Annotated in this window: 15 protein-coding genes; 3 read left to right on the top strand and 12 right to left on the bottom strand. The window is 74.7% G+C overall.

Features of this window, described 5'->3' with window-relative positions; all coding sequences use genetic code 11:
* The first annotated feature begins 21 nt into the window (after nt 1-21).
* Entirely contained in the window at nt 22-1,140 is a 1,119-nt protein-coding gene (locus tag ACZ3KP_RS00475) for a cation diffusion facilitator family transporter (protein ID WP_467495127.1), read from the top strand.
* A 5-nt stretch (nt 1,141-1,145) separates the two neighbouring features.
* Here the strand turns inward: ACZ3KP_RS00475 and ACZ3KP_RS00470 are convergent, their stop codons facing one another.
* The 5 genes from ACZ3KP_RS00470 to ACZ3KP_RS00450 form a co-directional block, all read right to left on the bottom strand.
* Nucleotides 1,146-2,552: an MFS transporter gene (locus ACZ3KP_RS00470; protein ID WP_467495125.1), complete on the bottom strand. Its 1,407-nt coding sequence runs from the start codon at nt 2,550-2,552 to the stop codon at nt 1,146-1,148.
* 297 nt (nt 2,553-2,849) lie between these two features.
* Nucleotides 2,850-3,404, bottom strand: coding sequence for a YbaK/EbsC family protein (locus tag ACZ3KP_RS00465; protein WP_467495123.1), 555 nt, complete (start codon nt 3,402-3,404; stop codon nt 2,850-2,852).
* A gap of 32 nt (nt 3,405-3,436) precedes the next feature.
* Nucleotides 3,437-4,009 carry a helix-turn-helix domain-containing protein gene (locus tag ACZ3KP_RS00460; protein ID WP_132887791.1) on the bottom strand — a complete coding sequence of 191 codons (573 nt, stop codon included), beginning with the start codon at nt 4,007-4,009 and terminating at the stop codon, nt 3,437-3,439.
* Nucleotides 4,010-4,087: 78 nt separating this feature from the next.
* The gene (locus ACZ3KP_RS00455; RefSeq protein WP_467495121.1) at nt 4,088-4,936 is read right to left on the bottom strand and encodes a DUF1206 domain-containing protein; all 849 of its coding nucleotides are present in this window, start codon (nt 4,934-4,936) and stop codon (nt 4,088-4,090) included.
* 82 nt (nt 4,937-5,018) lie between these two features.
* On the bottom strand, nt 5,019-5,783 hold the full coding sequence (locus ACZ3KP_RS00450) for an acyltransferase (protein ID WP_467495119.1): 765 nt from the start codon (nt 5,781-5,783) through the stop codon (nt 5,019-5,021).
* Nucleotides 5,784-5,894: 111 nt separating this feature from the next.
* Here ACZ3KP_RS00450 and ACZ3KP_RS00445 point away from each other — a divergent pair, with 111 nt between their 5' ends.
* Entirely contained in the window at nt 5,895-6,422 is a 528-nt protein-coding gene (locus ACZ3KP_RS00445; RefSeq protein ID WP_467495117.1) for a gamma carbonic anhydrase family protein, read from the top strand.
* Nucleotides 6,423-6,446: 24 nt separating this feature from the next.
* Here the strand turns inward: ACZ3KP_RS00445 and ACZ3KP_RS00440 are convergent, their stop codons facing one another.
* A complete protein-coding gene (locus ACZ3KP_RS00440; RefSeq protein WP_467495115.1) occupies nt 6,447-7,091 on the bottom strand; it encodes a DedA family protein in 645 nt (214 codons plus the stop codon).
* Between the two features lie 201 nt (nt 7,092-7,292).
* On the opposite strand from ACZ3KP_RS00440, the gene ACZ3KP_RS00435 reads away from it, so the two are divergent.
* On the top strand, nt 7,293-8,297 hold the full coding sequence (locus tag ACZ3KP_RS00435) for a lysylphosphatidylglycerol synthase transmembrane domain-containing protein (protein ID WP_467495113.1): 1,005 nt from the start codon (nt 7,293-7,295) through the stop codon (nt 8,295-8,297).
* Nucleotides 8,298-8,304: 7 nt separating this feature from the next.
* Here the strand turns inward: ACZ3KP_RS00435 and ACZ3KP_RS00430 are convergent, their stop codons facing one another.
* The 6 genes from ACZ3KP_RS00430 to ACZ3KP_RS00405 form a co-directional block, all read right to left on the bottom strand.
* Complete coding sequence (locus ACZ3KP_RS00430; protein WP_467495111.1) at nt 8,305-9,360, bottom strand: class I SAM-dependent methyltransferase; 1,056 nt, start codon at nt 9,358-9,360, stop codon at nt 8,305-8,307.
* Nucleotides 9,357-10,523 (bottom strand): glycosyltransferase, encoded by a 1,167-nt coding sequence (locus ACZ3KP_RS00425; protein ID WP_467495109.1) that lies wholly within the window; start codon nt 10,521-10,523, stop codon nt 9,357-9,359. Before ACZ3KP_RS00425 ends, ACZ3KP_RS00430 begins: the two co-directional genes overlap by 4 nt.
* Nucleotides 10,520-11,335 (bottom strand): alpha/beta fold hydrolase, encoded by an 816-nt coding sequence (locus tag ACZ3KP_RS00420; protein ID WP_358983199.1) that lies wholly within the window; start codon nt 11,333-11,335, stop codon nt 10,520-10,522. Before ACZ3KP_RS00420 ends, ACZ3KP_RS00425 begins: the two co-directional genes overlap by 4 nt.
* A 3-nt stretch (nt 11,336-11,338) precedes the next feature.
* Nucleotides 11,339-11,656, bottom strand: a complete 318-nt coding sequence (locus ACZ3KP_RS00415; protein WP_132887784.1) for an acyl carrier protein — start codon at nt 11,654-11,656, stop codon at nt 11,339-11,341.
* The gene (locus ACZ3KP_RS00410) at nt 11,653-16,356 is read right to left on the bottom strand and encodes a type I polyketide synthase (protein WP_467496720.1); all 4,704 of its coding nucleotides are present in this window, start codon (nt 16,354-16,356) and stop codon (nt 11,653-11,655) included. The genes ACZ3KP_RS00415 and ACZ3KP_RS00410 overlap by 4 nt, the downstream gene beginning before the upstream one ends.
* 160 nt (nt 16,357-16,516) lie before the next feature.
* Nucleotides 16,517-23,332 carry an SDR family NAD(P)-dependent oxidoreductase gene (locus ACZ3KP_RS00405; RefSeq protein ID WP_467495106.1) on the bottom strand — a complete coding sequence of 2,272 codons (6,816 nt, stop codon included), beginning with the start codon at nt 23,330-23,332 and terminating at the stop codon, nt 16,517-16,519.
* Nucleotides 23,333-23,825 lie beyond the last annotated feature (493 nt).

Below are 23,825 nucleotides of genomic sequence, written 5' to 3'. Positions count from 1 at the left end.
CCCACCGGAGAGGGGAGCCGCATGAGCGACCGGCACGAACACGAACACGACAACGCGCAGGCGCACGCATCCGCGGACAACCGGCAGCCGCACGACCACGCCCATGGTCATGGTCATGGGACGGGGCATGGCCACTCCCACCCCTCCCCCCGTGGCCTGCGGCACCGTCTCGCGCACCTGCTCACCCCCCACTCCCACGAGACGGCCGACAAGCTCGACCCGGCACTGGAGTCCTCGGCGCGGGGCATGCGGGCGCTCTGGGTGTCGCTGGCCGTGCTCGGCGCGACGGCGCTCGTCCAGGCGGCCGTCGTGGTCGCCTCCGGCTCGGTCGCGCTGCTCGGGGACACCGTGCACAACGCGGCCGACGCGCTGACCGCCGTACCGCTGGGGATCGCCTTCGTGCTGGGGCGGCGCACGGCGAACCGCCGTTTCACCTACGGCTACGGGCGGGCGGAGGATCTCGCGGGCCTCGCGATCGTGCTGACGATCACCGCGTCGGCCGCCTTCGCCGCCTGGACGGCGGCCGAACGGCTGCTGGACCCGCGCCCCGTGGCGCATCTGCCGGCCGTAGCAGTGGCCGCGCTGGTGGGATTCGCCGGGAACGAATGGGTGGCACGCTACCGGATCCGGGTGGGCCGGGACATCGGATCGGCCGCGCTGGTCGCCGACGGGCTGCACGCGCGTACCGACGGTTTCACCTCGCTGGCCGTGCTGCTGGGCGCCGCCGGTTCGGCGCTGGGCTGGCACCTCGCGGACCCACTCGTCGGGTTGGCGATCACCGCGGCGATCGCGCTGGTGCTGCGGGACGCGGCGCGCGAGGTGTTCCGGCGGGTCATGGACGCCGTGGACCCGGAGTTGGTGGACCGGGCCGAGCGGGCGCTGCGCGAGGTGCCGGGGGTGCGTGCGGTGGGTGAGCTGCGGCTGCGGTGGATCGGGCACCGGCTGCGCGCCGAGGTCGCGGTGGTGGTCGACGGCGAGGCGACCGTACGGCAGGCGCACGCGATCGCCGTCGAGGCGGAGCATGCGCTGCTGCACGTCGTACCGAGGCTGACGGCGGCCCTGGTGCACGCGGATCCGGCTCCGGGTCCCGGCGAGGCGGACCCGCACCTGGCACTGGCGCACCACTCCGTGTCGCCCTGAGCCTTCTAGGCCGGCTCCTCCCGGGCCTGTTTCGGCAAGGGCGGCACGCACAGGCACGCGAGGCCTGCGGCGGCCAGATAGGCGAGTGCGCCCACCGCCATGCTGGTCCGCAGACCGGTGCCGTAGTCGGCGGCCGTGGCGAGCAGGCTGCCGCCGAGCGCGACGCCGGTGGCGCTGCCGATCTGGCGGGTGGTGTTGAACAGGGCGGAGGCCGCGCCCGAGTACCCCGCGGGCGCCGCGCCCATCACGGTGGCGGTCGCCCCGGTGAGGGCGAAGGAGGTACCGAACCCCGCGGCCATCATCGGGGCCACCAGCAGCGGATAGGCGGGGTCCGGTCCCGCCGCGGCCCAGCCGGCCAGCCCCAGGGCGGCGAGGAGCATGCCGGAGACCACCAGCGGACGATCGCCGGTGCGGCGGCCCAGCCGTCCGGACAGGACGGAGGCGAACATGGTCATCGCCACCGCGGGGAACAGTGCGAGTCCGGTACCGAGGGCGCTGAAGCCGCGCTGGTGCTGGAACTCCAGGCTGGCGGTGAACACCATGCCGTAGAAGCCGAAGTTGAACAGCAGGCCGATGACGGCACCACCGCCCATCGCGCGGGAGCGCAGCAGGCTCGGCGGCAGGACGGGCGCGCGGGCCAGCCGCTCGCGCACCGCGAACCCCGCGGCGGCCAGCGCGGCCAGGGCCGCCATGGCGAGGACAGCGGGATCCGACCAGCCGCGCCGTCCGGCCTCGTTGAGGGCAGCGGTCAGCAGTGCCGCCGTCGCCACCACCGCGCACTGGGCAGGCCAGTCCAGGGCGCGGGCGGCGCGCCGGGGCGAGCGGGCCACATGGCGCAGCGTCAGCAGCAGGCAGGCCGCGCCGACCGGCAGGTTGACGAGGAAGACCCAGCGCCAGCCCAGCGTGGAGACGAGCAGCCCGCCCAGCAGCGGACCGGCGGCGGCCGCGACGCCCGCCATCGAACCCCACAGGCCGAAGGCCCGGGAGCGCGCGGCCGGCTCCGGGTAGGCCTGCTGGAGCAGGGCCAGGGAGCCGGGCACGATCAGCGCCGCGCCCAGCCCCTCCATGAGACGGGCCGCGACCAGGAGCGGGGCGCTCGCCGCGAGTGCGCAGGCAGCCGAGGACAGCGTGAAGACCGCGACGCCCGAGCAGAAGACCCGGCGGTTGCCCAGCCGGTCGCCCAGCGCGCCGCCGGTGAGCAGGAACCCGGCGAAGACGAGGGTGTACCCGTCGGTGATCCACTGGATGCCGGTGAGCGAGGCGGACAGTTCCCGGCCGATCACCGGCACGGCGACGTTGAGCGCCGTCACGTCCAGGATCACCATGAAGTACCCGGCGCACACCGCCAGCAACGGCACCCAGGCCCGCCGCCCCCGGGACGCCTCACCCCCGGCCGACTCCGCGCACGCCACGGCTCCACTCCGTCCCATCACCGAGCCAGCACACCGAAAGCCACCATAAGGGGCATCGCGCTTCGGGACGCGTGATCGGGTGGGCGGGTTCGCGCAGGTCAGCGTCTGTTCGGGGGGGCAGGTACGTGGCACAGGGGCCCGGCCCGCCGCCGCCCTGCCGCTCCCTCCGCTGCCGCCTCCGCCCTCGACCTGCTGCGCCGGTCCGCTGCCACGGCCGGGGCCCGAGTCCACTGGGGTCCGTCCGTCGGCCGGCGCCCGCCAGCCCGCCGTCCGTCCTGACCGCTTCCGGCGCGTGCCTCAGGCGCCGAGCCCTTCCACGAGGACCGCGCCGGGCAGGTGCGCGAACGCCTTTCCCGGGACCAGGAGTTTGCCGCGGCGGCGGCCGCTGCCGACCAGCACCCACGGGAGGTCGACGACCGCCGGGTCCACCAACAGCGGCCAGGTCGCGGGGAGTCCGATCGGGGTGATGCCGCCGTACTCCATGCCGGTCTCTCCGGTCGCGGTGTCCATCGAGGCGAAGGACGCCTTGCGGGCGCCCAGTTGGCGGCGCACGACCCCGTTGACGTCTACCTTGGTGGTGGACAGGACCAGGCAGGCCGCCAGCGTGGTCGCACCGCCGCGCTTGCCCGCCACGACGACGCAGTTGGCGGACCGCTCCAGCAGGTCCCGCCCGTAGTGCTCGACGAAGACGGCGGTGTCCGCCCACCGCGGGTCGGTCTCGACGTAGAGGAACTGCTCCGCCGGAACGGCTCCGGACCAGTCGCGTACGGCGTCGGCGACCGGGGCGATCAGCTCGTCGAGGCAGTCGGGAGCGGGGGTGGCGGTGTCGAAGTCTCCGATGGGTGCGCGCATGCCGGCACGCTAACAGCCCGCCGCCGGCCGGCTCAGGGCACCGGCGGCACGGACACCGTCATGACCATCTCCACCGGGACGTCCCCGGTGTTGCCGTACACATGGGCCGCGTTCGCCTCGAAGGAGGCGCTCGCGCCCGTCGGCACCCGGTAGTCGACCCCGTCCACGGTGAGGGTCAGCTCCCCGGCGGTCACATGGACGATCTCCACGGTGCCGCTCGGGTGCGGTTCGGACAGGCTGCTCTCCCCCGGCATCAGGTACCAGTCCCACATCTCCAGCGGGCCGGGCGCCTCGGTGCCGGCGAGCAGGCGGTTGAAGCTGCCGGCCTCGGTGTGCCACAGCCGTACCGCCTTCTCCGGGGGGACGATCTGGACCTTCGGGCCCTGCTCGTAGTCGAGCAGGGTGGTGATGCTGACGCCGAGCGCGTCGCCGATCTTGACGACCGTGCCGATGCTCGGATTGGTGCGGGCCTGCTCGATCTGGATCAGCATGCCGCGGCTGACCCCGGCCCGGGCCGCGAGCACGTCCAGGGTGAACCCGCGTACGGCACGCCAGTGCTTGACGTTACGGGCCAGGGACTGGGTCAGCAGGTCGAGGTCCGACACGTTCCGTCCATCGTCGAGGGCATCGCGGCCCGCTGTTCGTCCACCGAACTGTACTGCGCGGGGGTGCCGTTTCCGGCATCAGATCCTGCGCCAGCGGGCGTTGCACCACGAGAAGACGCCGAAGGCCGCCAGGCCGAGCGCGATCGCGGCGAGCAACCAGGGACCGGCGGGCAGATCGCGGAACGTGCGCAGGGTGTCGTCCATGCCCTTGGCCTCGCCGGGCCGGTGCCTGACGGCCGCGACGACCGCGAACACCCCGGCGACCGCGAAGACGACCCCGCGTGCCGTACCCCCGGCCACGCCGAAGACATCGGTGAACCGCCTGGCCCGCGGGGACATGGCGGCGGTCCGCAGCTTCTCCCGGAACTTCAGCCGGACGGCCCGCACGGCCATCCACAGCCCGGCGGCCACCACCACGGCCCCGGCGACGCCCACGATCCACTGACCGCCCGGCCAGCCCAGCACCGTGGCGGTGACGTCGTGCGTCTGCCGGTCCGATGACCCGCTGCCGCTGCCCCGCTCCCCGGCCGCGTACGTCAGCACCGAGTAGCAGGCGAAGACGTAGAAGACGCACCGGCCTGCCGCGGCCGCGCGCTTGGACGGCTCGGCACCCTTGGGTCCCGCTCCGCCGAACACCGCCTCCGACAGGCGCCACAGCGCCATGCCCGCGAGCGCCACTCCCAGGACCACCAGCAGCGCCGCCCCGAAGGGCCGGGCGGCCAGTTCCTCCAGGGCACCGCCGCGATCGGCCTGCTGCCCGCCGTGGCCGCCCTGTCCGAACGCGATCCGCAGGGCGATCACGCCCACCAGTACGTAGATCAGCCCGCGGGCGGCGAACCCTGCCCGTGCCGCCACGGCCAGCGCGTGACTGTGCGCCGCCCGGGCGGCCTGGCCGCGTCCCCGCAGTGTCCATGCCTGTGCATCCATACCTCGCCGGTGCCCCGGTCCCCCGGTCCGACACCTCACCCGGCTTCGGGAGCCCGGGGTCGGACGCCGGCCGCGACCGGGCTCAGCCCTCGGTCTCCAGTTCGGCGAGCCGCGCCACGTCCTCCTCGTCCAGCTCCGCCAGGGCCCGGAGCTGCTCCGGCGTCATGCCGGCGGGGATCGGCACCGGCGCCGGGGTGCGCAGCGGGGGCTGCCAGCCGGATTCGGGAGTCCAGTGGCGTACGACCCTGGCCGGGGCGCCCGCCACCACGGCGTGGTCGGGCACCGTGCCCCGGACCACCGCGCCGGCGGCCACCACCACGTTCCGGCCGACGCGCGCACCGGGCAGGATCACCGCGCCCGTGCCGATCCAGCAGCCCGGGCCGATCTCCACCGGCTCCATGCGCGGCCACTGCTTGCCGATGGGCTCGTGCGGGTCGTCGTAGGAGTGGTTGGTGGAGGTGACGTACACGTACGGGCCGAAGTAGCAGTCGCTGCCGATCGTGACCGTCGTGTCCGCGATGACGTGGCTGCCGCGGCCGAGGACCACTCCGTCGCCGATGCGCAGGATCGGGTCGGGGCCGAGGTCGAGGTCGGGCATCAGGCCCGCGGTGAGGGTGACCTGTTCGCCGACGATGCAGTGCGAGCCCAGGTGGATCCAGGGTTCGCCGAAGACGGTGCCGAGCGGGAAGGCGAGGCGGGTGGCTTCGCCGAGGGCGCCGAAACGGAAGCGGCCGGGGCGGTCCGCGGTGACGGATCCCGTGCGCTGCACCCAGGCCCAGGCCGCGTGCACTGCGCGTTGGGCGAGGCGGCGGCGCATGGACGAGAACGTGTTCTTGGGCTTCGGCACGGGGGTCACGGTACTCAGCGGGGCGCGCCGGCAAGAGGGCGGGCTGCTGTGATCTTCGCCCCAGGCGGTGGCGTAGGTTGCGCGGAGGACCGACGACGAGGGGAGACGGTGATGACGCACGAGGCGCTGATCGTGGGGATCGGCGGGCGCGAGCCGGAGATCGAGGACGAGGTGTTCGTGGCGCCGACGGCCTCGGTGATCGGGGACGTGACGCTGAAGGCCGGGGCGAGTGTCTGGTACGGGGCGGTGATCCGCGGCGACGTCGAGAAGATCACCGTGGGGGCGCAGGCGAACGTGCAGGACAACGCCACGCTGCACGCGGATCCGGGGTTTCCGGTGCGCGTCGGGGAGCGGGTGTCCATCGGGCACAACGCGGTGGTGCACGGGGCGACCGTGGAGGACGACTGCCTGATCGGGATGGGGGCGACCGTGCTGAACGGGGCCGTGATCGGGGCGGGGTCGCTGGTGGCCGCGCAGGCGTTGGTGCCGCAGGGGATGGTGGTGCCGGCGGGGTCGTTGGTGGCGGGGGTGCCGGCGAAGGTGCGCAGGGAGCTGTCGGAGGAGGAACGGCAGGGGGTCACCCTCAACGGGACCTTGTACGCGGAGCTGGGCAAGGCGCATCGCGGGGTGCACGAGTAGGGCGTACGGCGGGTGCGGGTGGGTCTACTCACCGGCGCTGACAGGTTCGGCTTCCCTCTCGGTGACCGGGACCTTCTTCGCCTTGCGCCGGACGATCAGCATCGACGCCACGCCCACCAGTACCGCCGCCGCCAGGCCGACGTACGAGAAGCGCTTCAGCCAGTCCTCGGCGACGATGCCGACGTAGTAGACGACCGCCGTCGTGCCGCCCGCCCAGCAGATGCCGCCGAGCAGGTTGGCGGTCAGGAACTTCCAGTACGGCATGTGCAGGACGCCCGCCAGGGGGCCCGCGAAGATGCGCAGGAGGGCGATGAAGCGGCCGAAGAAGACCGCCCACATGCCCCACTTCTCGAAGGACCGCTCGGCGGTGGCGACGTGGCCCTCGCTGAAGTGCCGGGGGAACCTCCGGCCGAGCCAGGCGAGGAGGGGGCGGCCGCCCTTGCGGCCGATCGCGTAGCCGACGGAGTCGCCGATCACCGCGCCCGCGGTGGCGCACGCGCCGAGGACGACCGGGTTGATGTCCGAGTGCTGTGAGGACAGCAGTGCGGCGGAGACCAGGACGATCTCACCCGGCAGCGGGATGCCCAGGCTCTCCAGGCCGATGACGAGCGCCACCACGGCGTAGACGGCGACCGCCGGTACCGAGTCGAGCCATTCCTGGACGTGCACCGCCGGTTCCTCCCCTGTCGCGTGCGCCTTCCCCGGGAAGGCTACCGGTTCGCCGGGGCGGGGCGGCGTCCGCGGCACCCGCCCGCCCTCCGGCCTTCGGTTTTCGGACATCCGGGTGTCATGCGGGACGGGAAGGCTCCCCCGCGGTACCACTCGCCCGTGGCTCCCCACCCCGGGCCCCCGTGGAAGGACAACGTCCCCGTGTCCTCACTGTCGTCACTGCCCTCCGCACTGCCCGCGTCCGGCTCCGAGGCACCTCCCGTACGCCCCCGGCCGGTCCTTTCGGCGGCCGGCCGACCGCTCCGGCTCGCCCTGTGCCTGTCGCCCCTGCTCATCGCCGTGATCTGGGGCCTGAGCAACCGGTCGCTGCTGCACGAGGGGGTCGCCCGGCTCGCCCGCGCCGAGCCGGGGTGGCTGCTGGCCGGGGGCGGTCTCACCTGCCTGACCTGGGTGGTGGCCGCCTGCATCCGGCAGGGCGCGGTGCCCGACCGGCTGCCGCCCGGGCTGCTGCTGGCCTCGCAGTTCGCCGCCGGGGCCGCCAACCACGCGCTGCCCGCCGGGCTCGGCGCGCACGCCGTGACCGTGCGCTTCCTGCGGACCCGAGGCGTCCCGCTGGAGCGGGCCACGGCCTCGATCGCGCTGTACTCGGTGGCGAAGTCCGGCGCCAAGACCGTGGTGCTGGTGGTGTTCCTGCTGTCGTCGCCGGCCTGGCGGCGGCTGGGCGAGTTGGTGCCCGACGGCATGGTGCTGGTCCCGGTCGTCGGCGTGGTGACGCTGGCGGGCGTGGCGGCGGCCGTCGTACGACCGCTGCGGCGGCCGGTCACCGGGCTGGTGCGGTGTGCCCTGTCGGACGCCCGGGTGGTGCACGCCCGGCCGTCCCGGGCGCTGGCCCTGTGGGGCGGGGCGACCGCGCTGCCGCTGGTGCAGGCGGGTGTGCTGGCCTGCACCGGGGAGGCGCTCGGGCTGGGCCTGTCGTGGGGTGACGTGATCCTGGCGTACCTGGCGGCGGGCACCGCGGGCGGGGCGGTACCGGTGCCCGGAGGGGTCGCGGTGGACGCGGCGCTGGTGTTCACGCTGGCCGCGTTCGGTGCACCGTTGGCGGTGGCCACCGCGACCGTCATCGGCTACCGGGTGCTGACCGACTGGCTGCCGCTGCTCCCGGGCGCCCTGGTGCTGTCGGCGTTGATCCGGGCGAAGGTGTTGTGAGCCGCCCTCAGTCGCGGCGGGCGACGATGCGGTAGGCGTTGGAGACGCGCAGGCGGTGCGCCAGGGGCCGTACGGCGAAGCGGTCCAGGAGGGTGCCGGTGACCAGGGCGGGGATGCCGGCGATGAGCAGGGCGGCGCGCAGGGTCCTGCGCAGGGTGCCGGGCGCCGCCGGCAGCCAGGGGGCGTCCTCGGGCGGGGCGGTGTGGTCGAGGGCCAGCCAGACGGCGGCCAGCAGGTCGACGGGGTCGTGGGCCTCGGCGTGCTGTTCGGCGACGACGGTGAAGCCCAGGCCGGTGAGGCGTTCGCGGAGGTTGGCCACCGGGATGAAGTGCAGGTGCTGCGGCTGGAGCCAGGGCAGCCACCAGCGGCCGAGCAGCCGGGCGTAGCGGCTCTCGGGGTCGGGGACCTCGATGAGGAGGTGGCCGCCGGGGCGTACGGTCTCGTGGGCGGCGCGCAGTTCGCGGTCGGGGTCGGTGCTGTGCTCCAGGTAGTGGAACATGCTGACGACGTCGTAGCGGCCGGCGAGGTCGGGGGCGAGGTCGGGGAAGGCGCCCCGGTAGGCGTGCTCCACGCGGCCCTCGCGGGCGGCGAGCTGGACGCCGTCGGTGAAGTCGAGGCCGTCGAAGGCCGTGCCGGGCAGCACCTCGCGGGCGGCCTCGCAGAAGTGGCCGTGCCCGGTGCCGACGTCGAGCCAGTTCTTGGGGGTCGGATCGTGCGGGACCATGGACTCGGCGCGGCCCCGGTACATCGTGGTGCGGCCGCCGAAGGTGCCGCTCATCTTCTGTTCGCCGAGGCCGTCGTAGAAGTCGCGGTAGTAGAACTCCAGGCCGGTCTCGTTGAGGCGGGGGTTCTGGAAGGTGTGCCGGCAGTCCTGGCACTGGTCGAGGACGAACCGGCCGGGTTTGTGCTGGAGCAGGTCGGTGGTGCGCAGGCGGGTGGTGAGCCGGCCGGACCGGCACCAGGGGCAGGTGGTGCGCCGGGGTTCGAAGAAGCGGTCGACGCCGTCGGCCAGGTCCTTCCGGTAGCCGGGGCGCAGCGCCTCGATCTCGCTCGGCTTGCTCATCGGGTCTCCTCAGCTGCGAGTGCTTCGAGGTGGGTTGCCGCGACCGGCGCGCCGCCCGCTGCACGGAACGCGGTGCGGATCCGGGCCGCGGCCGTGCGGTGGGCGGGTTCGTGCAGGACGGTGTCGAGGGCCGCGCCCAGCTTCGGGGCCGTGACCCGCCCGAACCGCACCCGGATGCCCGCGCCCGCGTCGACGACCTGTCCGGCGATCACGGGCTGGTCGTCGCGGATGGGCGCGACGACCAGGGGGACGCCGTGCCACAGCGCCTCGCAGACCGTGTTGTGGCCGGCGTGGCAGATGACCGCGTCGACCCGCTCCAGGAGCGGGAGTTGGGGCAGGGCGGGCAGGATCAGGAGGTCCTTGTCGTCCGGTACCGGGGGCAGGGTGCCGCCGGGGTCGGCGATCAGCCCCTGGACCCGGTCGGCGCGTTCGCGCAGGGCGCTGACGCACTCGGCGAGGAACCGCCCGCCGACGTCCGCGTTCGCGGTGCCGAGGGAGACGAGGACCCGGTCCCGGCTCGGGTCCAGCCACTGCCAGGGGAAGCCCCCGGCCGCCGGCCGCGCGGAGATCGACGGGCCGACGTGGCGGATTGCGGGCCGGTCGGTGGGGCCCGCGAGTTCGGGGGTGGTGAAGGCCAGGGTCAGATGCGGCGAGAACCGGGGATCGGCGGTGGAGTCCGGATCCCCGATGCGCTCCCGCAGTTCGGCGAGCCGGTCCCCGAGCCATGCGGCGACCTTGGGGACACCGTCGTAGGCGCCCGTGAACTCGGCGGAGGTGGTGGCGGAGGTCGCCCAGGGCAACCCGAGCCGCTCGGCCACCAGGGCGCCCGCGAAGGCCTGTTGGTCGGCGACCACGACGGCGGGGCGGAACGCGTCGACGGCCGCCCGTACGCCGGGGGCCATCGCGTCCGCGAGCGGCACCAGGAACCACTCCCACAGGAACCTCAGCGCCTCCGCGCCCCGCAGGTCGGCCGGCCGCTCGCCCGCGGCGGTGCCCGCGCACGGGAAGACGGTGGCGTCCGGTCCCGCCAGTGCCCGGACCAGATCGGCGTCCGGGCAGACCCAGGCCACCCGGTGGCCACGGGCGCCGAGTTCGGCCGCGACCCCGACGGCCGGGTTGATGTGCCCGACCAGGGGCGGTACGACGAACAGGAAGCCGCTCACCGGATCCCGGCCGCCCGTGTCCGGCTGACCGAGTGGATCAGCTCCAGGATGTGTCCCCCGACCGTGCCGGACGCCTCGACCAGCACGGAGTGCTCGTGCCCGGGCAGCACCACCGAACGGTAGTCCGCCAGCAGGGTCTTCTTCAGCGGCACCACCTCCACCAGGTCGGAGTCACCGCCGTACACCCCGAGGACCGGGCAGCGTACGGCGCTGATCTGGTCCTCGGTGAGGACCCGGCTGGCCGGGATGTCCCGGCCCAGGCTGGTCTCGCGGGCGAGCCGGGCCGCGCCCCTGGCCAGCCGGGCGGTGTTGTGGCCGCGGTTCGCGGTGATCCAGGCGATGGCGTCCGGCTCGTTGTGGGCGAGTTCGGCGACCACCCGGCGCAGGATGCCGCCGAGTTTCTCCGCCCAGGCGGCGGTGGCGGGTTCGGACTCGATCAGGGTGAGGCTGGCGGCGCGCTCGGGATGCCGGGCCGCCCAGCCGAAGGCGATGGTGCCGCCGTAGGAGTTGCCGACGAGGTGGACCGGGCCGGTGACCGAGAGACGGTCGAGCAGGGCCTCCAGGTCGTCGATGTTGTGGTCCAGGGTGTAGCCGGCGGCGGGACGCTCGCTGCGGCCGTGACCGCGCAGGTCGTACATGACCACGTCCAGGCCGGAGGCGGCGAAGGCCGGGGCCACCGTGAAGTAGTAGCTGGCCAGGCTGTCGGTGAGCAGCCCGTGGACGAGGACCACGGTGGCGAGGGCCGTACGGCCCTCCGCGGGACCCATGCGCTGTACGTGCAGCCGGACGTCTGCGGTGTCGACCATCGCCATGGCTCAGCCCGCCTCCGTGGCCTTCAGGCTCCACACCACGTACTCCACGAGCCGCCCCACGGTGAGCTCGATGATCTCGTCGAACTCCATCCCGGCCAGGAACTCGGCGAAGTTGACCCGCTTCCCGTAGCGCTCCTCCAGGAGACCGGCGAGGGTGACCAGGTCGATGGACTCGAGCTCCAGGTCGCGGTTGAAGGTGGTGCTCATGCCGATCTCGGCGTCGTCGTCGCCGTACTCCTCCAGGAGGGTGTGCAGCATCCGCGTCAGGTCGGCGAGGACGGTCTCCTCGTCGGCGCGGACTTCGGGCTCGGTGGGGTTCATCGCGGGTCCTCCTCGATGTCTGCGGCTGCCGGTCCGGTCGTCCAGGCCACGACGTAGGCGCGGTCCGGCAGTGCGGGGGGATTGCGGACCGGCGCACAGCGCACCGGGTAGGCGCGTTCCAGCCGGCCCGAGACCAGCAGCCGGCTGCCGTCCGGGGCGGCCTCCAGCACGGTGAAGTCCCTGGGCCGGCCGCCGAATCCGGTGCCCTCGGCCTTCGCGACGGCCTCCTTGGCGGCCCAGAAGCGGGTGAACCACAGGGCGGTGTCCGGCCCGAGGCCGTACAGCAGCCGCAGTTCGTCCGCGCCGAGGGCGGCCTCCACGGCGGCCGGATCACGCCGGGTGACTTCTTCGATGTCGATGCCCGGGCCGGGTCCGGGCGTGTGCGGCCGTACGATCGCCACCGCCGCCTCCGCCCGGTGGGCGAGCGAGACGTCCAGTTCGGGCAGCGTCCGCCCGTGGACACCGATCACGTAGGGCCGCCCCAACTCGTCTTTCTCCACCTGGAGTTCGGCCGGGTAGACAGGTCCCTCGCCGTGCTGCCACAGCCACTGCCGTACCGCGTCCTTGGCGGCGATCCGGCCGAGCAGCCACTGCCTGCGGCCGCGCGGGGCGTGCTCGGCGTACCGCGCACGCTCCACCCCGGCCAGCGAGTTGCGCATGATCAGCTCGCGGGAGGCCAGGTCCGGCCAGCGTTCGTGGACCAGCGCCCAGCCGCCGGGACGGCCCTCGGAGAGGGTGTTGCGCTCCGGGAAGCGCTCGACGGGGCGGGTGTCCGGGTCGTTGTCGAAGCGCCGGTCCTGCCAGCCGCCGATCCGCGCCCACACCCGTCCGCCGACGGTGAGCTCCACGTCCGCCTCCAGGACGGTGTCGGTGAGCGAGGTGATCCGCACCAGGCAGTCGACCTCGGTACCGGGGGCGGGGTGCGGGCCGTGGAAGCGCATCTCCCGCATCTGCACCGGGAAGACGACGGTGCGCTCGGTGCGGGTGGACATGATCCAGTAGCCGAGGATCTGGCCGACGTTGTCGAGCAGGGCGCCCGGGGCGGCGGGGGTGGTGATCACTCCGCGCACGTGCCGGTCACCGATCGCGGTGAGCTGTGAGACGCCCTGGTAGGCGGGGCCGTGGAACATCCAGCGCTCGGAGTAGAGCTGGGCGGCGGTGTGGTCGGGGGTGCGTTCGGGAGCCGGGGGGCGCGTGCGGGCGGCGGGGGGCGCCGGGTGCGCGGGGGCGACGTCCACGACAGCGCGGGCGGTGGGGCCGAAGGTGACCGAGACCCGGCCGGGTTCCTCGGGGGTGACGGTGACCGGGACGTCGACGGGAGGTGCGGCGGTGAGCCAGCGGTCGAAACGGGCTCCGTGCACGGCGACCGCCCGCAGGCCGGTGGCGGCCTCCGCCGCGTCCATCATGTGCCGCACGATGGTGGTCGCCGGGACGACCGGCCACCGGTCCTCCACCACGGGCCAGCCGGGACGCTGCGGAAAGAAGCAGTGGTCGAGGAGATGCGGCATCGCCTCGGGGGAGACCCGGAGGGTGGTGGTACGGGAGGCCGGGGTGGGGGTGGGCGGGACGTGGCCTGCGGCGGGGGCGGCGGGTGGAGCGGGTGCGGGGGTGGTACGGGAGGGCGGGGTGGGCGCGGCCGGGGGCGAGGGCGGTGTGTGGCGCGCCGTGAGGACGGCGACGGCCGAGTCGGCGGTGTCCCGCAGGAGTGCGCTCAGTTCGGCGGCGGCCGGGATCCGGGCGGCGAGGTCGTCCAGCGGGGACGAGCCCGCGGCCGGTGGGCGGGCGGCGCCCGATGCCGGCGCGTTCCCATCCGCCTCGGGTCGCGCAACGGCGCCCGCCACGGTCCGCGCCGGTCTGCTCCACTCGGCGTGCGCCAGTCGACCGGCCTCGGTCCACGCGGTTCCGCTCGCCTCGGGTCGCGTGGCCGTGCGCAGTTCGGTGCGCAGTGCGGCGAGGGTCGGGGCCTCCAGTGACACCAGGGCGCCGTCCAGGTCCAGGCGTACCGGGCGGCGGCGGTGGACGGGCTTGGTCGCGGTGCCTGGTGCCGGGGCGGCCCCCGTGACCGATGCGCAGTCCTCGTCCCGGACCGCGGCCGCCACCGGTGCGCCCGCCGTCCACAACGCGGTCGCCACCCGGCGGAGTTGGGCCATCCCGGAGCGGTGCGGGGAGTTGGCGGCGACAGCGAGGTGGTCGCGCTCGCCGAGGATGTCACCGATCAGCGAGGCGAGTTGGCCCGGCCCGGTCTGGACGAACGCGCGGTGCCCGGCGGCGTACATGGCCTCGATCAGCTGCCGGAAGCGGACGGGTTCCAGCAGGTGCCGGACGAACAGCTCGCGTACCTCCGTCTCGCCCTCCGGGAAGGGCGCCGCGACGGTGCCGGACCAGACCGGGACCGCCGGCCGGTACAGCCGGAAGCGCTCGGCCGCCTCCTTGATCGGGCTCAGGTACGGCTCCAGCATCGGCGTGTGGAATCCGGAACGGAACGGCAGCACCTGGCACAGCACACCGTCGGCCCGGAAGGCGCGGACGAAGCCCGCCACCGCCCGGTCCGGGCCGCACACCATGGACTGGCCCGGCGCGTTGTCGTGGGAGAGGACGATCCCGGCGTCCGCCCAGCCGTCGCGGAGGACGGCGACGACCCGTTCGGCGGGGGCGCCGACCGCGGCGAACGCGAGACCCGGGACGGTGACCGCGTCGGGATCGAACTCGGCCATGAAGGCGTCCACCTGGACTCCCGAGTACAGTCCCGCGACCACCATCGCCGTCCACTCCCCGACGCTGTGCCCGGCGACCGCGTCCGGGACCACGCCCATCCGGCGCAGCGCCGCGTCGAGGAGCCGCCCCACGCCGACGACACCGAACCCATGACGGCCCACGTCGCCGACCCGCATGTGCCCGGTAGCGGGTGCGGTGACGGTGGGGAGGCCGAAATGTGTGGCGATGTCGTCGACGCGGGGAGTGAACTCGCCTTCCAGCCCGGGGAAGACGAAGGCCAGCTTGCCGGTGCCGAGGAGCGGGGCGGGCCGGAACCACACGTCGTTGCGGCCCTGCCAGGGGCGGCCCCTGCCGACCGCGCGACGGGCCAGGGCGAGCCGCTTGGCGGTGGGGTCCACGATGCCCAGGCGCACCGGTCCGGCCCCCGGGTGCGTCCGTTCCGGGGCGAGACCGGCGGCCAGGACGGCGGAGTCGTCCGCGTCGAGGGCGGCGGCGAGCCGCTCGGGGGTGTCGGCGGCGAGGAGGAGGATCCGCTCGGGCTCGGTGACCCGGGCGGCGGTGGCGCCTTCGCCGGGTGTTCCCCTCGGGGCGGCGGCCGGGGCGGAGTGTCTGCCCGGCGCCTCTTCGAGCACCACGTGCGCGTTGATCCCGCCGAACCCGAAGGCGTTCACCCCGGCCCGGCGCACCGGTTGGTCCGGGACGGTCTCCCAGGGCCGGGCCCGGTCCAGGGTGCGGAACCGGGTGGCGGCGAGGGCCGGGTGGGGGTCGTCGCAGTGCAGGGTGGGCAGCAGGGTCGCGTGGTGCAGCGCGAGGGCGGCCTTCACCAGTCCGGCCACTCCGGCGGCCGGCATGGTGTGGCCGATCATCGACTTCACGGAGCCGAGCACCGCGCGTTCCTCGGCGGGGCCGAACACCTCGGCGAGGGTGGCGAGTTCGGCGGAGTCGCCGGCCGGGGTCGCGGTGCCGTGCGCCTCCAGCAGACCGACCGAGTGCGGTGCCGCGGGGTCGAGTCCGGCGGCCCGCCAGGCCTGCCGTACGGCGTGCGCCTGGCCGCCGGGGTCGGGGTTGACGAGTCCGGCGGTACGGCCGTCGCTGGCCACGCCGGTGCCGCGGATCACGGCGTAGACACGGTCGCCGTCCCGTTCGGCGTCGGCAAGGCGCTTGAGTACGACGACCCCGGTGCCCTCGCCGATGAGGATGCCGTCGGCGTCCCGGTGGAAGGGGCGGATGCGCTCGCTCGGGGAGAGGGCGCGGAGCTGGGAGAAGACGCTCCACAGGGTGATGTCGTGGCAGTGGTGCACTCCCCCGGCCAGCATCATGTCGCAGCGCCCGGCGGTGAGTTCGGTGACCGCCTGGTCGACGGCGACCAGTGAGGAGGCGCAGGCCGCGTCCACGGTGTAGGCGGGGCCGCGCAGGTCGAGGCGGTTGGCGATCCGGGAGGCGGCGAGGTTGGGCACCAGGCCGATCGCGGACTCGGGACTGGCGGGGCCGAGGCGCTCGGTGAACGCGTCCCGTACGCGCGCCAGTTGGTCCGGTGTGAGGCCGGGCACCAACTCGCCCAGTGTGCGCACGAGCTGGCCGGCCGTGCGGACCCGCTGATCGAGCCGGACCAGGCCGGGGGTGAGATAGCCGCCCCGGCCCAGTACCACGCCGATCCGGTGCCGCTCGGGCAGCCGGTCCGCGCCGCCCGCGTCGGCGAGGGCGGCGGCCGCCACGTCCAGCGCGATCAGCTGGTCGGGTTCGGTGCCGGCGACGGAGTTCGGCATGATCCCGTACCGGGTGACCTCCACCTCGGCCAGCCCGTCCACGAAGCCGCCGCGCCGGCAGTACACCTGGTCGGGGGCGGCGGGGCCGGTGGCCGAGCCGGGCCGGTAGTAGTCCGCGTCCCAGCGTCCCTGCGGCACCTCGCCGATGGCGTCCACGCCGTCGCGCAGGTTCCGCCAGTACGCGTCGAGGTCCGCGGCACCGGGCAGCAGGACCGCCATCCCGACAATCGCAACCGGCACCTGCCGCCCACCCCCCACACCGCCCGGTGCCCGCTGCCCGCCGTCCGCGTCGGCCGACGTACGTCCGCCGTCGTCCGCGGGGGCCGGTACGGGGCCCTCGTCGCCCGCGCCGGTCGAAGGCCGGCTGTCGTCGGTCATCTCACCAGCCCGACGCGGTGTAGACGACGGCGCGCGTGGTCTCCGCGCCCCAGGCGAGCTCCCGGAGCAGCGCGGCCGTGCCCTCGTCGGGGTCGATCAGCCGTACCCCGCGCCGTGCGTACTCGCGCCCCAGTTCCGGGCTGACCATGCCGGTGTGGCCGCCGGTGGGGGCCCAGGGGCCCCAGTGCACGGTCAGGGCCCGGTTGCCGGTGCGCCGCGCCCAGTCGGCGCCGAGGCTCTCCAGCGTGTCGTTGGCGGCCGCGTAGTCGGCCTGGCCCCGGTTGCCGAGGACGGCGGATACGCTGCCGAACAGCACCGCGAAGGCAGGGCCGCCGGGGAGTTCCTCCAGTGCGGCGAGCAGGGTCGCGGCGCCGGTCGTCTTGGTGCCGTAGACCCGCTGGAAGGACTCGGGGGTCTTCTCGGCGATCAGCCGGTCCTCGATCACCCCGGCCGCGAAGACGACTCCGTCCAGGCGTCCGTGGTCGGCGTGGATCTCCTTGACCGCCTGGAGGGCGGCGTCCCGGTCGCGGAAGTCGACGGTGTGGTAGCGGACCTCGCTGCCGAGCGCGGCCAGTTCGTCGAGGGTGGCGGCGATCTCCCTTTGCGCGAGGAGGAGTTCGGCTTCGCGGTTGACCTCGGCGGGTCTCAGGCCGCCCCTGGCGGCAAGGGCCGCGCGCAGCTCGGCGGGGGTGCGCGCGGCGGCGGTGTCCGGGGCCTCGGGCCCGGTGGGCGCGGGGGTCCGGCCGAGCAGTTCGAGGCGGCAGCGGCAGGCGGTGGCCAGGGCGGCCGCGAACTTCGCGGTGATGCCCCGGGCCCCGCCGACAAGGAGCACCACGGAGTCCCGGTCCAGGCCCAGCGCAGCGGCCTCGGCGGCCCCCTCCCCCGCCGGTCCGGCACCGGTGCTGCCGAGCGCGCCCAGCGGCGCCTCCACCGGTTCGAGGCCCTGTCGGCCGGCGGCCGTGCGCAGCACGACGGGCGCCGGGCCGGGAGCGAGCAGCTCGGTGAGCAGTGCGTCGGCGACGGCGGCCGGTTCCGCGTTCGCCAGGGTCACGACCCGGGCGACGGTGTCGGGGTACTCCCTGGCGACCGTACGGAACAGCCCGTGCAGGCCGGCCGAGCGCGCCGCGTCGTCGCCGTCGGCGGGCCTGGCGGCCAGCAGCCAGCGCGGGCCGCGGGCCAGGGCGGCCCGCAGGACCGGGAAGGCGTCCGGCAGCACCGGCGTGTCCCCGGCGCCGGGCAGCGCGCCCAGGTACAGCACGCCGTCCACGGCCCCGTCCGCTTCCCCAAGCAGGTGGTCCGGTGCGACGGTCACGGTCTCGGCACCGTACGCGCGGAGCCGTTCCGCCAGCGGTGCGCCGTCCCCGAGGACGAAGAACCGCTTCCCGGACAGGACGGCGGCCGGGTCGGCCCCCGCTTCCGGCGGCGCGAGGGGCACGGGCCGCACCTCGTAGCGCTGGGGCGCCACTGCGGCGAGGGCCTCCTCGGGCGCCGGGGCCTCTTCGACCGGCTCCTCGGACGCGGCGGCCCCGGCGGTCACCGTCCCGCCGGCCCCTTCGACGCGTGCCGCGAGCCAGCCCGTCACCGCGGCCGCCGTGCGTGCCTTGGCCAGTTCCTCCAGCTCGCTGTCGTCCAGCGTCCGGGTACCGCCCGCGATCCCGAGCCGTTTCGCCAACTCACCCGCGATCTCGGCACGTTTGATCGAGTCGATGCTGAGGTCCGCCTCCAGGTCGAGGTCCGGCTCGATCATGTCGAGGGGGTAGCCGGTGCGTTCGCTGATGATCTCCAGCACCACCCGCTCGACGTCGGCGGGCTCCTCGGGTGCGGCGGCTACGGGTACGGCCTCGGCCGCGACCACGGAGGGCGCCGCCGCCCACGGTTCGGGTACGACCGCTTCGGCGGCCGGCGGCCGGCCGGGCGCGGGCGCCGCGGGCGCCTGGGCCGCCCCGAAGTAGGTGAGCAGCACATCGCGCTGCGCGGCGATCATCTCCCGGCTGGTGCGCAGGTATTCGGAGAGCAGCGCGTCCCGGTCGACCGGGGCGCCGTGCGGCTGGTTCGTCGTCACAGTCGTCGTCTCCACGACTCGTCGGGCCGGTGCGAGGGCACCGGGCAGCAGGTCTCCGTCAGCGGTGCGCACCAGCTGGCCGTCGACCGTCCAGCCGGGCCGCTTCGGTGCCGGGGTGCGCAGCGCGTCCACGGCGTCGCGGCCGCGCAGCAGCCAGGCGGTACGGACCGGCACCCCGGCCACGGCCAGCCGGGCGAGTGCGTCGAGCCAGCCCGGCAGGCCGCTGTCGGGGCGGGGTTCGGGGGCCACCGCGGTGTGCGGCCGCTCGCCGAGGATCTGGCCGACCAGCCGGCTGAGGACCGTCCCCGGCCCCGCCTCGACGAAGACCCTGGCCCCGGCCTCGTACATCGCCTCGATCTCCGCCGCGAAGGCGACGGGCGAACCGATCTGGGCGGCCAGTTCGGCGCGTACGGCGTCGGCGTGCCGCGGGTAGGGGGCCGCCGTGCGGTTGGACCACACCGGGAACTCGGGCGGTCGTACGGCCTTGTCGGCGAGGACGTGCGCGAACCGCTCCCCGGCCCCGGCCACGACCGGGCTGTGGAAGGCGCAGGCCACCGGTATCCGCTTCGCGCCGAACCCGGCGTCCCGCAGCAACCGCACGGCTTCGGCCACGTCCGGCGTGGGACCCGAGATCACCGTCTGCTGGGGGGAGTTGTGGTTGGCGAGCACGACCGAGGGCGGCGCCTTCGCGGTGCGCAGGGCGCGGGCGACGTCGTCCGCCCCGGCGGACACGGCGGCCATGGTGCCCGGTTCGTCGCCCGCGGCGGCCAGGATCGCCGCCGCGCGTTCGGCGCTGAGTTCCAGGAGCGTCTCGGGGGCGAGGGCGCCGGCCGCGCCGAGGGCGACGAGTTCGCCGTAGCTGTGTCCCGCCGCCATGTCGGGGCGCACTCCGGCCGCCGTCAGCAGGGCGTGGGCGGCGAGGCCGGTGATGCCGAGGGCGGGCTGGGCGGCCCGGGTGTCGGTCAGGGCGGCCCGGCGGCGCTCACGGGCGTCGTCGTCGAACGCGGTGGGCGGGTAGAGGGCGTCGGCGTGGGCGCGGCCGAGGCGCAGGTAGTGCTGGAGCTCGGGGAACGCGATCAGGACGTCGGCGAGCATGCCGGGGCGCTGGCTGCCCTGGCCGGGGAAGAGGAACGCCACCTTCTGTTCGCCGTCCGGGGCCCCGTCGGCCAGGTGGATCCCGGCGCGCGGGTCGTGCTCCCCGGCGAGGACCCGGCGCAGTCGTCCGGCGAGTCCGCTCACGTCCCGCGCGACCACCGCGGCCCGCACCGGCTCGTACGCGGCGTCCGCACGGCGGGCGGCGGCCAGCGCCAGGTCGCGCAACCGCCAGAACCCGGACTCGGCGGCCCGCAGGATCTCCTCGACGCCCCGGTGCGCGGCCTTCTCGTCCCGGCCCCGGAACACGAACAGCTCGGCGGGCCAGGCCTGGAGCCCCTGCTCGGGCGGCACGGGGCTGTCGTAGGCGCCGACCACCACGTGGAAGTTGGTGCCGCCGAACCCGAACGCACTGACTCCGGCGACCCGTTCGGCGGGCGGTGCGGCCCAGGGCCGGGCCTCGGTGTGGAAGGCGAACGGGCTGTCGTCCTCCTGCCAGGCCGCGTTGGGCCGTTCCAGGTGCAGGGTGGGCGGTTTGACGCCGGTGTGCAGGGCGAGGGTGGTCTTGATCAGCCCGGCGAGTCCGGCCGCGCACTTGGTGTGCCCGATCTGTGACTTGACCGACCCGAGCGCACAGCCGCCGGCCGCGCCGGCCTCCGCGAACACCTTTCCGAGAATGGTCAGTTCGGTGCGGTCGCCGACGACGGTCCCGGTGCCGTGCGCCTCGACCAGGCCCACCCGCGCCGGCGAGATCCCGGCGTTGCGGTACGCGCGCAGCAGGGCGGCCCGCTGTCCCTCGGGACGCGGCGCGGTCAGCCCCAGGGAGCGGCCGTCGCTGGACGAGCCGAGCCCCTTGATCACACCGTAGATCCGGTCGCCGTCGCGCTCGGCGTCCGCCAGCCGCTTCAGCACGACGCACGCCACGCCCTCACCGAGGGCGATGCCGTCGGCGGAGCCGTCGAAGGCGCGGGAGCGACCGGTCGGCGACAGGGCGTGCACGGAGGAGAAGAGCACGTAGTCGTTGATGCCGTTGTGCAGGTCGGCACCCCCGCACAGCACCACGTCGCTGGTGCCCGCGGTGAGTTCCTTGCAGGCCACGTCCACGGCGGCCAGCGAGGACGCGCAGGCCGCGTCGACGGTGTAGTTGGCGCCGCCGAGATCGAGCCGGTTGGCGATCCGGCCGGAGATGACGTTGGCGAGCATGCCGGGGAAGGAGTCCTCGGTCAGCCGGGGCAGCTGGTCCGCGAGCCCGTCGGGCACCTTGCCGTAGTAGGAGGGCAGCACGGCGCGCAGGGTGCCCGCGTTGGACAGGTCGCTGCCCGCCTCGGCGCCGAAGACCACGGAGGTGCGGGACCGGTCGAACTCCCGGCCCCGGTCGCCGTATCCGGCGTCGTCGAGGGCGCGCCGGGCGGCCTCCAGGGACAGCAGCTGGACCGGCTCGATGTGGCCGAGGGAGGCGGGCGGGATGCCGTAGGACAGCGCGTCGAAGGGAATGGGCGGCAGGAAGCCGCCCCACTTCGACGTGGTGCTCCCGTCCGCGTGGTGGACGGCCGGGTCCCAGCGCTCGGGCGGCACCTCGGTGACCGCGTCGTGGCCGGCCACCACGTTCGCCCAGAACGTGGCGAGGTCGGGAGCCTGCGGGAACATGCAGGCCATGCCCACGATCGCGATGTCCAGCGGGGCGGGCACGGGCGGTTCGGTGCGCTGCCGGGGCGCCGGGCGGCCCGCCAGGAGGCCGGCCGCCCCGTCGGTGACGGCGTGGTGCAGGGCGGCGACGGTGGTCGTCGCCGAGCGCAGGACGGCGACGTCCCCGGCCATGAACATTCCCTCGTTGAGCTGGCGTTGCTCGTCGACGGCTGTCAGCTCGCCGGTGCCGGAGCGGTCGACGCCCTTGCTGGCGATGCGCAGCCGGCCGACGTTCAGGCGTTCCAGCTCCTCCCACAGCCGCCGGTCCGGGACTCCGCCGGCCCGTAGCTCGGCTTCGCGCCTGTGGTAGTCGAGGGTGAAGGGGCTGGGCACACAGCGGGTGGCGTGTCCGGGGGCGGTCTCCAGGAGGGCGGTCGAGGCGGCGGCCCTGACCTGGCGCTGGAAGAGGGGCTGGATCGCTCCCCGGTCCACCGCCTCCTCGGTGAAGAGGTAGGCGGTGCCCATGAGGAGGCCGACGGCCGCGCCCCGGGCGGTCAGCGGCGCGGCGAGCGCGGCGACCATCGCGGCGGAGCGCTCGTCGTGGATGCCGCCCGCGAAAAACACCTGAAGTCCTTCGGCGTCCGGGAAGTCCTCCAGCACGGCGAGCTGGGCCTCCCACAGCGGGAAGCTCGCGCGCGGCCCGACGTGGCCGCCGCACTCCGAGCCTTCGAACACGAACTTCCGGGCCCCTGCCTCCAGGAACTGCCGCAGCAGTCCCGGCGAGGGCACGTGCAGGAAGGTGCTGATCCCGGCCCGTTCCAGCGCCTCCGCCTGGGCGGGCCGGCCGCCGGCGACGATCGCGTGGCTGGGCCGCAGTTCGCGTACGGCTTCGAGCTGGGCGCTCCGCAGTTCCTCGGGGGCGAAACCGAGCACGCCGACGCCCCAGGGCCGCCCGTCCAGTTCCGCCTTGGCCTCGGTCAGCAGTTCGCGGGTGCGGGCGCCGTCCGCGAGGGCCAGCGCCAGGAACGGCAGGGCCCCGTCGTCGGCGACGGCCGCGGCGAAGGCGGCCCGGTCGCTGACCCGGGTCATCGGGCCCTGGGCGACGGGCAGCCGGGTGCCGAGGGCGCGGCTCATCGCGGAGGTCGCGGGCCGCAGCGCCGCGGCCGCTTCCTCGCCGGTTTCCCGTATCGCCGCCCGCAACTCCCGCACCGTGCGCCCGGCGTCGCGCCATCGGTCGGCGAACCGGGCGGCGAGGAAGCCGTCCTGGCCCACCGGGAGGAGCTGCTTGCGCGGGTCCTCGGCGCCGAGCAGCGTGGCGACCGCGGCCGGGTCGTCGGCGGGCGGGCGCACGGTGTCCGGGCCGCGCCGGTGCAGGACCCGGTGCCCGGCCACGACCACCGTCTCGGAACCGTCCAGGGAGCGCAGCGCGGCCGCTGTCGCCTCGGGCAGCCCGGACTCGGCGAGCAGGGCGAGTTGGCTGTCCAGGACGACCCCGGCCGCGCCGCCCGCCACGGCGGCCGCCGCCGTACGCGGCCCGATGCCGCCGCAGGCCCACACCGGAACGTCCAACTCCGGTGCTGAGAGCAGCTGTTGCAGGAGGACGAAGGTGTTGAGCGCACCGACCCGGCCACCGCTCTCCGCCCCTCGGGCGATGAGCCCGTGCGCGCCGGCCGCGACCGCCGCGCGCGCCGCGGCCAGATCGGTGACCTCGGCGAGGACCCTGCTGTGCGGGGCGAGTTGCGCGATGTCCCGGGGCGCGTGACCCCAGGGCGCGTCGGCGGCCAGGACCACCGTGTCGGGGGCCGGGTGCAGGTCGTCCGGGCCGAGCGCACAGCCCGACCCCACCCGCACGCCGTACGGCCCGGGCGCCGCACGGCTCAGCCGGGCCAGCGCCTCCCGGGTTCTTCGGTCACCGCGGCCGAGGTCGAGGACACCGAGTCCGCCGGCGGCGCAGACCGCCGTGGCGAGCCTGGCGTCGGGTTCCCCGAAAGGGGTGATGCAGATGATCAGGTCGACGGCACGCACAGAGGACGTCATGATGCTCCGAATAATCGGGAGGACAGCACGGTGGGGGACTTGTGCGGCGGAGAGATCCGGGTGAGGCCACCGGAAACTAGCGAGTTCATTACTCGCGGGTCAATAACGGGGCGGCGCTATCAAGCGGGGTGGCATTGATTCGGCCAGCGGGGGGAATTCACCGCAAGAGCCGAAAATCCGAGCAATCCCCTGCCGACCAGGGGCCGCGAGCCGTCCGGAGCGCCGGCGTCACACCGCCACAAGCCCGTCAAAGCACCCGGGCGATTCATCGCGCCCTCACCCTGGCGCAACGTACGGGGCGGTGGCGCCGAGCTCTGTAAATTCGGGGTGTCCAAGGCCCGCTGGCTCGATCGTGGCACACCGGAAACCCGAACCGGACGGTCCTGCACGAACCCTGCACCAAGCCTGACAAAAACCTGACTCCAACCGCATTGCTGCAATTGAAACGCGCGGTCGGAAAAATTCTCGTAAACCCTTGAAGTAAACGGTCGGA

Source organism: Streptomyces sp. NPDC020958, assembly GCF_055562175.1.
This window is presented reverse-complemented; position numbering and strand designations above follow the sequence as displayed.

Excerpts from the sequence above, each read along its gene's own strand:
- ACZ3KP_RS00455 (WP_467495121.1), bottom strand. The coding sequence starts at position 4,936 with ATGGATGCACAGGCATGGACACTGCGGGGACGCGGCCAGGCCGCCCGG.
- ACZ3KP_RS00410 (WP_467496720.1), bottom strand. The coding sequence starts at position 16,356 with ATGGCGGTCCTGCTGCCCGGTGCCGCGGACCTCGACGCGTACTGGCGG.
- ACZ3KP_RS00430 (WP_467495111.1), bottom strand. The coding sequence starts at position 9,360 with ATGAGCAAGCCGAGCGAGATCGAGGCGCTGCGCCCCGGCTACCGGAAG.
- ACZ3KP_RS00415 (WP_132887784.1), bottom strand. The coding sequence starts at position 11,656 with ATGAACCCCACCGAGCCCGAAGTCCGCGCCGACGAGGAGACCGTCCTC.
- ACZ3KP_RS00405 (WP_467495106.1), bottom strand. The coding sequence starts at position 23,332 with ATGACGTCCTCTGTGCGTGCCGTCGACCTGATCATCTGCATCACCCCT.
- ACZ3KP_RS00420 (WP_358983199.1), bottom strand. The coding sequence starts at position 11,335 with ATGGCGATGGTCGACACCGCAGACGTCCGGCTGCACGTACAGCGCATG.
- ACZ3KP_RS00475 (WP_467495127.1), top strand. The coding sequence starts at position 22 with ATGAGCGACCGGCACGAACACGAACACGACAACGCGCAGGCGCACGCA.
- ACZ3KP_RS00445 (WP_467495117.1), top strand. The coding sequence starts at position 5,895 with ATGACGCACGAGGCGCTGATCGTGGGGATCGGCGGGCGCGAGCCGGAG.
- ACZ3KP_RS00465 (WP_467495123.1), bottom strand. The coding sequence starts at position 3,404 with ATGCGCGCACCCATCGGAGACTTCGACACCGCCACCCCCGCTCCCGAC.